13 protein-coding genes are annotated in these 10,903 nt (G+C 66.3%); 6 read left to right on the top strand and 7 right to left on the bottom strand.

The features are described 5' to 3' along the window. The first annotated feature begins 1 nt into the window (after position 1). From sufD to ACR65J_RS10555, 4 genes are all read left to right on the top strand, one after another. On the top strand, positions 2-1,285 hold the full coding sequence (gene sufD, locus ACR65J_RS10540) for a Fe-S cluster assembly protein SufD (RefSeq protein WP_440168425.1): 1,284 nt from the start codon (positions 2-4) through the stop codon (positions 1,283-1,285). A 23-nt stretch (positions 1,286-1,308) separates the two neighbouring features. Continuing rightward, positions 1,309-1,668: a non-heme iron oxygenase ferredoxin subunit gene (locus ACR65J_RS10545; RefSeq protein WP_440168427.1), complete on the top strand. Its 360-nt coding sequence runs from the start codon at positions 1,309-1,311 to the stop codon at positions 1,666-1,668. Positions 1,669-1,748: 80 nt separating this feature from the next. Beyond that, positions 1,749-2,543 carry a Fe-S cluster assembly ATPase SufC gene (gene sufC, locus ACR65J_RS10550; RefSeq protein WP_440168429.1) on the top strand — a complete coding sequence of 265 codons (795 nt, stop codon included), beginning with the start codon at positions 1,749-1,751 and terminating at the stop codon, positions 2,541-2,543. A 12-nt stretch (positions 2,544-2,555) separates the two neighbouring features. After that, positions 2,556-2,888: a metal-sulfur cluster assembly factor gene (locus ACR65J_RS10555; RefSeq protein ID WP_018761278.1), complete on the top strand. Its 333-nt coding sequence runs from the start codon at positions 2,556-2,558 to the stop codon at positions 2,886-2,888. Positions 2,889-3,013: 125 nt separating this feature from the next. Here ACR65J_RS10555 and ypfJ read toward each other — a convergent pair whose 3' ends face one another. Then, entirely contained in the window at positions 3,014-3,895 is an 882-nt protein-coding gene (ypfJ, locus tag ACR65J_RS10560) for a KPN_02809 family neutral zinc metallopeptidase (RefSeq protein WP_440168431.1), read from the bottom strand. Between the two features lie 57 nt (positions 3,896-3,952). On the opposite strand from ypfJ, the gene ACR65J_RS10565 reads away from it, so the two are divergent. Both ACR65J_RS10565 and ACR65J_RS10570 read left to right on the top strand, forming a co-directional pair. After that, complete coding sequence (locus ACR65J_RS10565) at positions 3,953-5,359, top strand: class I adenylate-forming enzyme family protein (RefSeq protein ID WP_440168433.1); 1,407 nt, start codon at positions 3,953-3,955, stop codon at positions 5,357-5,359. Then, positions 5,349-6,527: a thiolase family protein gene (locus tag ACR65J_RS10570; protein WP_440168435.1), complete on the top strand. Its 1,179-nt coding sequence runs from the start codon at positions 5,349-5,351 to the stop codon at positions 6,525-6,527. The genes ACR65J_RS10565 and ACR65J_RS10570 overlap by 11 nt, the downstream gene beginning before the upstream one ends. A gap of 16 nt (positions 6,528-6,543) precedes the next feature. Here the strand turns inward: ACR65J_RS10570 and ACR65J_RS10575 are convergent, their stop codons facing one another. The 6 genes from ACR65J_RS10575 to ACR65J_RS10600 all read right to left on the bottom strand — a co-directional run bounded on the left by ACR65J_RS10575 (position 6,544) and on the right by ACR65J_RS10600 (position 10,360). Continuing rightward, entirely contained in the window at positions 6,544-7,167 is a 624-nt protein-coding gene (locus tag ACR65J_RS10575) for an energy-coupling factor transporter transmembrane component T family protein (protein WP_440168437.1), read from the bottom strand. Further along, positions 7,164-7,895: an energy-coupling factor ABC transporter ATP-binding protein gene (locus ACR65J_RS10580; protein WP_440168439.1), complete on the bottom strand. Its 732-nt coding sequence runs from the start codon at positions 7,893-7,895 to the stop codon at positions 7,164-7,166. The genes ACR65J_RS10575 and ACR65J_RS10580 overlap by 4 nt, the downstream gene beginning before the upstream one ends. A gap of 6 nt (positions 7,896-7,901) precedes the next feature. Continuing rightward, on the bottom strand, positions 7,902-8,543 hold the full coding sequence (locus tag ACR65J_RS10585) for a biotin transporter BioY (protein WP_440168441.1): 642 nt from the start codon (positions 8,541-8,543) through the stop codon (positions 7,902-7,904). Between the two features lie 432 nt (positions 8,544-8,975). Beyond that, a complete protein-coding gene (locus ACR65J_RS10590; RefSeq protein ID WP_440168443.1) occupies positions 8,976-9,539 on the bottom strand; it encodes a dihydrofolate reductase family protein in 564 nt (187 codons plus the stop codon). Positions 9,540-9,677: 138 nt separating this feature from the next. Next, a complete protein-coding gene (locus ACR65J_RS10595) occupies positions 9,678-9,959 on the bottom strand; it encodes a winged helix-turn-helix transcriptional regulator (protein WP_440168445.1) in 282 nt (93 codons plus the stop codon). After that, a complete protein-coding gene (locus ACR65J_RS10600; protein WP_440168447.1) occupies positions 9,956-10,360 on the bottom strand; it encodes a VOC family protein in 405 nt (134 codons plus the stop codon). The genes ACR65J_RS10595 and ACR65J_RS10600 overlap by 4 nt, the downstream gene beginning before the upstream one ends. Positions 10,361-10,903 lie beyond the last annotated feature (543 nt).

The raw sequence follows: 10,903 nt of genomic DNA on the forward strand, positions 1-10,903 counted from the left end.
GATGACTGAAATCACTACTGAAAAGGCACGCATCGGCGCGCCCTCAGCCCAGCCGTTCATTGACGGCTTCACCGAAGAGGGCGAGAGCCTCTCGCCGATCAACGCCAACGGCAAGGCCCCGCTTGCGGGCGCTTCAGCCAAGAGCCACTCCCACGGCGGCGGGGTCGGCGTACCGGACAGCTCACGTGCCGGCCGGCTGACGTCCTACAAGCTCGCTGACTTCAAGCCGCTCACCGGCATGGAGGAGGACTGGCGCTTCACCCCGCTCAAGCGCCTCCGCGGCCTTCACTCGGAGGTCCTGTCCGGCGGGGCTCCCACCGTGATCGTCAAGGGCCCGGAGGGCGTCGTTGTCGAGGGCGTCGGCCGCGACGACCAGCGGATCGGTACCGCCGGCATCCCCGAGGACCGTGTCTCCGCCAACGCCTGGGAGAACTTCGCCCAGGCCACGGTGGTGACCATCCCAGCGGAGTTCGAAGCCTTGACGGAGATCACCGTCGACATCGAAGGCACATCCCTCGACGCTGCCGCGCAGCACCTGGTGATCGTCGCCGAAAAGTTCTCCAAGGCTGTTGTGGTCCTGAACCACAAGGGCTCCGCCGTGGTCTCGGAAAACGTGGAAATCATCGTCGAAGACGGTGCCAACCTCACGGTTGTCTCGCTCCAGGAATGGAATGACGACGCCGTCCACGCCTCCTCCCAGCAGGCAAAGATCGGCCGCGACGCCAAGCTCAAGCACGTCATGGTGAGCCTGGGCGGCGACTTGGTCCGCGTCACGCCGTCGGCCCGGTTCACCGCCCCCGGTGGCGAGGCCGAACTGTTCGGCCTGTACTTCGCGGACGCCGGCCAGCACCTTGAGCAGCGTCTCTTCGTGGACCACGCGGTACCCAACTGCAAGTCCAACGTCCTCTACAAGGGTGCCCTGCAGGGCCGCAACGCCCACGCCGTCTGGGTTGGTGACGTCCTGATCCGCAAGGAAGCAGAAGGCACCGACACTTACGAGGCCAACCGCAACCTGCTGCTCACCGACGGTGCCCGCGCCGACTCGGTGCCCAACCTCGAAATCGAGACAGGGTTGATCGAGGGTGCAGGCCACGCCAGCGCTACCGGCCGGATGGATGACGAGCACCTGTTCTACCTGATGGCCCGCGGCATCCCCGAGGATGTTGCCCGCCGACTGGTGGTCCGGGGCTTCCTGAACGAGATCATCCAGCAGATCAAGGTCCCCTCCATCGAGGAGCGGCTGACCGAGGCTGTTGAGCACGAACTCGCACTGACGGACAACTAGAAGCTACGGAGCACGGTTTTCAGATGACTGACCAGCCAAAGGGCGAGCTTGTCTGCAAGGTGGACGAAATCCAGGTGAAGCAGGCGCTGCGGATCCTGATCGACGACTACCCTGTGGCGATCGTCAAGGATTCCATGGGGGAGATCCACGCGATCGGCGACACCTGCTCGCACGCGGACATTTCACTGTCCGAAGGTGACGTCGAGGGCTGCACCATCGAATGCTGGGGCCATGGCTCGCAGTTCGACCTCCGCAGCGGCCAGCCGCTGCAGCTGCCCGCCTACGATCCCGTCCCGGTATTCGCCGTCGAGATCGCAGGGGATGAGGTCTACGTGGACGTCACCCACGTCCTTAACGGCGCCGAAGCTCCTAACTTCAGCTAGCACCACAGAATTACGAACCACACTTCCAGACACAGAGCGCACCGCAGCCGGCAGGCGCGGCGCAGAGGAGAACAAGACATATGTCTACTCTTGAGATCAAGGACCTGCACGTCAGCATTGAGACGGAACAGGGCACCAAGGAAATCCTGAAGGGCGTCAGCCTGACCATCCGCACCGGCGAAAACCACGCCATCATGGGTCCCAACGGCTCCGGCAAGTCGACTCTGGCCTCCACCATCGCCGGACACCCCCGCTACAACGTGACCAGCGGCTCCATCACCCTGGACGGCGAGGACGTGCTGGAGATGAGCGTGGACGAGCGTGCCCGCGCCGGCGTCTTCCTGGCCATGCAGTACCCGGTGGAGGTCCCCGGTGTCAGCATGACCAACTTCCTGCGTACCGCGAAGACCGCCATCGACGGCGAAGCCCCCAAGCTGCGCACCTGGACCAAGGACGTCAAGGCTGCCATGGAGCAGCTGCGCATCGACGCTGACTTCGCCCAGCGCAACGTCAACGAAGGCTTCTCCGGCGGTGAGAAGAAGCGCGTGGAAATCCTGCAGCTGGAGCTCTTCAAGCCCAAATTCGCCGTCCTTGACGAAACCGACTCCGGCCTCGACGTTGACGCACTGAAGATCGTGTCCGAGGGCGTCAACCGTGTGCACTCCGAGGGCAACATGGGTACGCTCCTCATCACCCACTACACCCGCATCCTGCGCTACATCAAGCCTGACTTCGTCCACGTGTTCGTGGACGGACAGGTTGTCGAGGAGGGCGGCCCCGAGCTGGCCGACCGCCTCGAGGAAGAAGGCTACGACCGCTACGCCAAGGGCGCCGGCGCTGCCACCATTGCCGCTGAAGCCGTAGTACAGGCCTAGTTAGGACTTGTCATGACCGAAATCAAGCCGGGCCGTACGGCCCTGGAGGACGTCGAAGAGGCGCTCAAGGACGTCATCGATCCTGAGCTCGGCGTGAACGTCGTGGACCTTGGGCTGTTGTACGGCCTGAAGTACTCCGACGACGACGGCGCGCTCCTGATCGACATGACCCTCACCACCGCCGCCTGCCCGCTCACCGATGTGCTCGAGGAGCAGGTGGGCCAGGCCCTGGACGGCGTCGTGGACGACTGGCGCCTGAACTGGGTATGGATGCCGCCATGGGGTCCCGAGCGGATCACCGATGACGGCAAGGACCAGATGCGGGCCCTCGGCTTCAACATCTAAAAAAGTACGACGACGGCGGGTCACCTTTCGCAGGAAAGGTGGCCCGCCGTCGTCGTCCCACATCGATTGCTCCGTAGTTGTCGTTCTCAGGGCTGAGAACGACAATTACGGAGCAATCGATGGGGTTAGAGGGTCGCGGCGCTGAAGGTGTCGCACTGGTTGATGTCGCCGGTCTGGTAACCCCGGGAGAACCAGCGCTGGCGTTCCTCGCTTGAGCCGTGGGTCCAGCCTTCGGGGGAGACCCGTCCGGTGGCTGCCTTCTGGATCCGGTCGTCACCCACGGAAGCGGCTGCGGACAGGGCGTCATTCACATCCTGCGGGGTGAGCGGCTCCAGGTAGGGCTGCCCGGTCTTGGGGTCGGGCGTGGTGGAGGCGTACTTGGCCCACAGCCCTGCGTAGCAGTCAGCCTGCAGTTCGGTGCGGACGGAACCGGACTCCGGGCCCTGCGGATCCTGCTGCGCCCGCTTCAGGTCGCCGAGCAGGTTCTGGACGTGGTGGCCAAACTCGTGCGCCACCACGTACTCCTGGGCCAGCGGACCCCCGGAGGAACCGAAGCGGTCCACGAGCTCCTGGAAGAACCCGGGATCGAAGTACGCCGTGGTGTCGGTGGGGCAGTAGAACGGGCCCACCTCCGAGGTGGCGGCGCCGCACGCGGTGTTGGTGCCGCCGCTGAAGATCACTGCCTCCGGCCGCGGGTACTGCACGTTGTACTGCTTAAGGTAGCCAGGCCAGAACGCGTTGAGGCTGTTCACGGTGCCCGTGATCCGGCAGTCCAGCCGGGCATCGGCGTCCGCGCCGGTGCTGCAGGCGGGTGCGGTGCCCTGGGACTGACCGGCATTGCCGCCGTCAGTCAGGCCGCCGAGCATGTTGGGGTTGATGCCCAGCAGGAGGGCAACGAGCAGCACCAGGCCGCCGCCGATGCCGCCGCCGACTTTCACGCCGGTACCCATGCCCCGGCGGTCCTGGACCTGGGAGGGATCAAGCTGCACATTGTCGTTGAAACTCATAACGTCACATTACCCGCGGGCCGGGCGCTCAATCCGCGCGGCCGGTAAAGTTGGTCCGTGCCTTTCCTCGACAAGCTCCAGCGCTGGGCCGGGCAGCGGCCGCACGACACCGCCGTCGTCATCGCCGGACGCCGCCTCGATTGGGAACAGCTGCGGGACGCTGCGGCTGAACTGATGGCCGGGACCAAGTCGGTCACGGCGCTGTGTGAGGCTAATTCCGTGGACTTTGTCGTGAAATTCGCAGCCGCCGTGGCGGGCGGCCGGCAATGCGCCGTCCTGGATCCGGCGTGGGCCGCCCCGCTGCAGGAAGACATTGCCCGGCGGGTGGAAGCATGCGCTGATCCGGCCCCCGTGTCCCCGGATGACCAGCTGGCAGACGGTCCGCCGGACTCCAGCTTCCTGATCGGCCTCACCTCCGGAACCACGTCCATACCCAAGGCCTTCACCCGCTGCCGGCAGTCCTGGCAGCAGTCCTTCGACGCGTCGATCGAATTCTTCGGGCTGCGCCAGGACGACGTGACCCTTGCGCCGGGCCCGCTGGCCGCCAGCCTGAACCTCTACGCCCTGGCTGAGTGCCTGTACGCCGGTTCGGAGTTCCAGACCCTCGAGACGTTCGACGTCGGGGACGTCCATGCGGCCATCACCCACGACCGCGTCACCCGGCTGGTCCTGGTGCCCACCATGCTGCGGATGCTCAGCGAACGCGGCATGACCGGATGCGTCGATGCGTCCGGTATCCGCACTATCATCTGCGCCGGTTCCAAGCTCGATGCCCGCACCCTCGAAGCGGCCAGGCGCTGGGCGCCCAACGCCACCATCTACGAGTACTACGGCGCCTCCGAACTGAGCTTCGTGTCCGGCCTTGGCCTGGCACCCGGCCAGGCTGCCACCGCCGGTGGAACCGGAATCGGCCGGCCGTTTCCTGGCGTCGACGTCCGGATCCTGGATGACGACGGCGCCCCTGTCCCCGACGGCGGGTACGGCAACATCTGCGTCCGCAGCGGCATGGTGAGCAATGGCTACCTCTGGGGCGACGACGGCGAAGCGCTGCGGTCCTTCGGCGCCTGGTACACGGTAGGGGACCAGGGCTACTTGGCCGACGGCGAGCTGCACATCCTGGGTCGGCGCGCCGACATGATCCTCACCGCCGGGCGGAACGTCTACCCGCACGAGGTGGAACTGGCCCTGGCAGCGGTCCCCGGGGTTGCGGCAGCCGTCGCTGCCGGCATGCCGGACGATTTGCGCGGCCAGCGCGTCGTCGCGGGTGTAGTGCCGGCCCATGGCGGAATCACTGCCACCCAGCTGCGGGCCGGCCTGGAGGACATCCTGTCCCGGCACAAGCGGCCCCTGCAGTACTACCTGCTTCAGGAGCTTCCCACCACGGACCGCGGAAAGGTCAGCCGGAACCTCCTGCTGGAGTGGATCAACACCCGGGACCCCAGGGTGCGTGCCCTTGGCGCCTGACCTCCTGCCGCCCGAACGCCAGCCGGTCATCATCGCCGCACGCCGGACCCCGGTGTACCCCGTCAACGGCGCCCTGCGGAGCCTGCGCGCCCACGAACTCCTGGCGCCGGTCCTCCGGACGCTTGTGGCGGAAGTAGCGCTGGACCCCGCGGCCGTCACTGACGTCGTTATCGGCAACGCCGTGGGCGGCGGCGGAAACGTGGCCAGGCTGGCCCTGCTGGAGGCCGGACTTCCCGTCACGGTGCCGGGCATCACTGTGGACCGGCAGTGCGGCTCAGGCCTGGACGCCATCGTCCTTGCCGCCCGACTGGTCGCCGCCGGCGGCAGCCCGCTGTACCTGGCCGGGGGAGTGGAGAGCACCAGTACCGCGCCCCTGCGGGCGCACATAAAGGACGACGGCGGCCCGGAGTTCTACCGGCGCGCCCAGTTTGTGCCGGACAGCTTCGGGGACCCGGATATGGGCGTGGCCGCGGAAACGGTGGCCGAAGAATACGGCGTTGCCCGCGAGCGGCAGGACGCCTTCGCGCTGGCCAGCCACAGGAAAGCCATCGCTGCCATCCAGGATGGACGCTTCACGAACGAACTCGTGCCGCTGGAAACCTCCGCGGGGACCGTCTCCTTGGACGGCGGCCCGCGGGCCAACCTGACGCCGGCCGTCATGGCGCGGTTCCCGGCCGCCTTTGTGCCCGGAGGAACTGTCACCGCCGGAAACTCCTGCTTCGACGCGGACGCCGCTTCCGCCGTCGTCGTAACGTCCCTTGAACGGGCCCGTCAACGGGGGGTGCGCCATGGCCTGCTGGTGCGCGGCACCGGTACCGCCGGCGTGGCTCCGCAGGTGCTGGGGATGGGCGCTGTCCCGGCTGCCAGTGGTGTCCTGGCTGCGGCAGGTGTGAAAGCCGACGAGCTGGACCTGGTGGAGTTCAACGAGGCGTTCGCTTCGCAGACACTCGCGTGCCTGGACCAGCTGGGGATCGATCCCGGCCGGGCGAACCTCGACGGCGGGGCGCTGGCGCTGGGGCATGCCTACGGTGCGTCGGGTGCCGTGCTGGTGACCCGGCTGCTGGCCCAGGCACGGCGGGCGGACACCGAGGGCGCCCTGGGGCTGGCCCTGATCAGCATGGCCGGTGGCATGGGGACGGCGGCACTCCTGGAGTACCGGCGGCTGTAGCTGACGGTCCTGGCCCTCAGTCTTCCGCTTCGCCCAGGCCGCGGGCGGCCAGTGCCTCGCCTGTTTGGCGGGCGTAGGCCACCGACGTGATAAAGACCGGCAGGACCAGGGCGCGGGGGTTGCGCTCCAGGCCACGGGCCTTGGCGGAGTCGCGGACGTCGGCGAAGGTGCCGGCGATGAACGGGATGCTGCGGAGCATGATGCCGATGGTCAGGGCGAAGCGTTCAGGATCTGCTCCGAACCTCCTGAAGGGGCGTGCCAGGTGGACCACACCGTCCAGGATCCGCTGTACGGGAGTGGTGGCCGTGAGGAGGGACGCTGCCACGACGCAGACCAGGATGTTCAGCACGATCCGTGCCGCGGTGGGTCCGCCCAGCTGCCACCACTGGAACAGTCCGATGACAACGAGTACGGGGGCCAGCGGGCGGACGGCGCGCCACAGCCTTTTTACCCCGGCGCCGCTGACCAGGCACAGTCCGGCCAGAACGGCAAGGACTGCCGCGGAGATACGCCAGTCCACGATGACGAAGGAAAGCAAGCCGAAACCAAGGACCAGGAGGAACTTCAGAGCCAGCGGGGCCCGGTGCACCGGGGAGGTACCGGGCACGTAGTTGGCCAGGAGGAACCCGTGGCCCCTCACGTCGCGTCCCGCCTTGTGGCGTCGAGCCCCTGCAGGCACCATGAGCGGTAGGCCGCCACGCCGTCCGCCGGGGCGCCGTCGAAGGCCACGCGGCCCTGTTCAATGACCAGGACCCGGTCCATGTCCAGGGCCAGGTCAAGGTCGTGGGTGGACATGATGATCTGCTGGTCCAGGTCCGTCAGGGTCCTGCGAAGCAGTTCGCGGTTGCGCAGGTCCAGGAGGGTGGAGGGCTCGTCCAGGACCAGCACCGCCGGGTCCACAGCCAGCACGGCGGCGAGCGCCATCAGCTGCCGTTCGCCGCCGGACAGCTCGTAGATGCTTTGGTCTGCCAGGTGCAGCAGGCCCAGGCGTTCGAGGGCCTTTTCTGCCAGGCGCCGCCGCTCGGTGCCGTTGCGGACCGAACGGCGCAGCGACAATTCCACATCTTCCCGCCCCGTTGGCATCACCAGCTGGGACAGGGGATCGGTGAAGACGAACCCCACGTTGCGCCTGACCTTCCGGGCGGCACCCACTGTATCGTCGCCGTCGACCGTAACGGTGCCGGTGGTGGGCTGGATAAGCCCGTTGACCAGGCGCAGCAGCGTTGACTTGCCGGATCCGTTGGCGCCGATGACGCCTACCCGTGCTTCGTCCAGCCTCAGGTTGACCGCGTCAAGGAGGACCTTGGGCTGCGGGGAATTCTCCGTTTCGACGGCGACGGTTACCTGGTCGAAGGCCACTGCGGGCATGGCGTCCTAAGCGCTTTCGCCCAGGGCGCGGTGGCGTACGCGGCGCACCAGGACGTCGGGGAAGGCCCGGTGAAGGGCGACGGCGACGGCGGCGGCCAGGACGTTCTTGATGATGTCCCCCGGATAGAAGACCAGGTCGCTGAGGAAGGCCTGCTCCAGGGTGGCTTTGGAGTTGAGGGCAATTCCCAGGACGCCCAGCGTATGCACGAAGACAACGCTCGTGGCCGTTGCGGCCAGGAAGAACCATAGGGCGCGGGCCTTCGTGGTCCGCCGGATGACCACAGTGGCCAGCCAACCCACCACCGCGGCGGCGATGGGGAAGGCGATGATGTAGCCGGCCGAAGGCCCAGCAAGGATGGCCAGGCCGCTGCGGCCCTGGCTGAAGATGGGCAGGCCGGCCAGGCCCAGGAGGGTGTAAAGTCCGACGGCGGCGAATCCGCGGGCGGGGCCCAGCACCAGGCCGGTGAGCATCACGGCCAGGGTCTGGAAGGTGATGGGGACACCGAAGCCGTTCAGGGCCAGCCCCGGCACCAGGGCTGCGCCGGCAACGAGGGCGGCGAAGACGGCGATCAGTCCCAGGTCGGTTCCGTTCCAGCGGCGGCGCTGCGTCCGTTTGCTGGTTTCTGTGGTGGTCTCGGTGTTGCTCATGATGGTCCTGTCGGGGTTGTACAAGCGGAATCCAATGTACAGCCGACGCTACCGGGGCGGAACAGGGGCCATTTTGTAGGGGTCCTACTAAGGCCCGTTGCGCGTGCGTTGGGTTGGGCACAAAGGAACAATCCGGTGCCCGCCTTTGAGCGGCGGTCACTGTCGTCATTGCCGTTGCCGGGTCCGTGCTGGTCATACGTCTGGCGGGGTACATCACCGTGCAGTTACAGCGGGTGGAGGCCCATGGCTTCTTAGGTTTCAACGACCGGTTCTTCAGCGTGGACGGTGACTAGCTGCGGTATATCTGGCCTTCCGCGCTTATAGGACTGGTTGTGGCAGCGGCCTTCGTTCTAAACCGCCTCTGCGCAGTTTGGTAGCGCTGTTGCATATTACGCAGTAGCTCTTGCCCGGGCACTCTCACTGCTGACGCGTTCAGCTCTTGGTCTCGTATCTGGTGAGGAGCACGCCGTCGGGAAACGTCCGGGTCCCCGCCAGGCTCAGGTTCACCCAGTTGTCCAGGGTTGTGAAGAAGGGCGTGCCCCCTCCCACCAGGACCGGATGGGTGACGATCAGGTACTCGTCGATCAGCCCGGCCCGCATGGCCGCCGCGGCCAGTGTGGCACCGCCGATGTCCATGGGGGCGCCGTCGTCGGCCTTGAGCCGGGTGATCTCCGCAACCGCGTCGCCGGTAACCAGGCGCGAGTTCCAGTCGACCGTGCTGATCGTCGAGGAGAACACCACCTTGGGCATGTTCCGCCAGCGGCGGGCAAACTCGATCTCCGCCTGTGTCGTGCCAGGCTGCTGGTCGGCGGTCGGCCAGTGGGAGCTCATCGTCTCCCATAGTTTCCGCCCATACAGCGACAGCCCCGTCGTCCCCACCCGGTTGGACCACCATTGGAACAGTTCGTCGCTTGGCGCGCTCCACCCCAGGTCGCCGCCAGGAGCGGCAATGTAGCCGTCCACGCTTACGTTCATGCCGAAGGTCAGTTTGCGCATGGGCCAGTCTCCCGTGAGCCGGTATTCGTTGTACAGAGCTGCACGCCGCGGAACAGCTACCTCTGTCCTGTGGTTGGCAGCGGCACGGTAGGCTGCGGAGGGCCTCGTCGGCGGGTATCGCGATTGAGCGCGCCACGCTTAGGCCTGCCCGCTGCCCCAGCGTCCCAGCGCGACGATGGCCTCACGCAAGGCAAGCCCGCGATCAGTCAGCGCGTAGGCCCGGGTGTTGTGCCGGAGGGGCAGACGGGACAGTACCCCGGCCGCTTCGAGCTCGCGCAGGCGGGTCGCGAGAATGTTGGTCGGCACTCCGAGGTCGCGCTGCAGATCGCCGTAGCGCTGCGGCCCGTCAAGAAGCTGCTCCACGATGAGCAGGGCCCACCGTGCTCCAACTTTGTCGAGGGCCGCGGCGAGGTCGCTCACACCGTCGGATCGGCGTCCGGCTTCATCCAAAACGGCGAGTGATGATAGCCGTCAGGATCGTCGAACTGGCGCTGGTACATGAATGGGTAGTCGTCGACATCCCCGATCCGACCGCCAGCGGCACCGGCACGTTCGACGAGCTCATCGACCGCCTGACGGCTGCCGAGGTCGAACGAGACCGTGACCTTCGAGGGGGTATCGGGTCCGCCGACCAACTCCTCGGCGCCGCCGACGCTCGCATACATCTCGCGGCTACCGAGCATGACGTACTGCTCGGGCGCGATCGCGAAGCATGACACATTATGATCGGACATCTCCCGGTTGAGGGTCCAGCCGAGGGCGGTGTAGAAGGCGGTCGCGCGCTCGACGCTCTCGACAGGGCAGGTGACGAAAAGGCTCATGCGTCATACTTGCAAAATACAAGTACCCCGTCAAGATCTCGGCTGTCCGGTCCGCACCCTGCAGGCGTGTAGGAGCACATTCAGAGGTAGGTGCGAGTGATAGGGACCGGACGGTGCGTCCGGCACCTTTCCCCGACCTGCGCGCTTGATCAAGGTGCCAACGGTGTTGGGGCAGTCGAGGGTGTGGTGGACGATTCGAAACGAATCTGCATTCCCGTGGCCACCACATATGGGATGTTCAATGAGCGTTCGCAGGGCTATTCTCGGCAGATGAACCGACATGCGGTTTCCAGCGAGTCCGGCCGGTACATATATATGTTCAGCATCAGCCGGACGCTGTTGCGGATGGCTGTATTGTTTGGACTCGCGGGTGGGCTCATTATTGCTGTTGTCGCAAACGCAACAGAGCCGTTTCGTGGCCCGTTGGGAATCGCGCTGAGCGTCCTCGTCCTCACCCTGCTAATCGTGTCAATGGCCATTAGTTTCTGCCCACTGACGGTCAGTTAATGTGCCCGCTGGTGGCCAGTAAAACTGCCCGGTGAT

The sequence above is a fragment of the Arthrobacter sp. SAFR-044 genome, assembly GCF_059414985.1.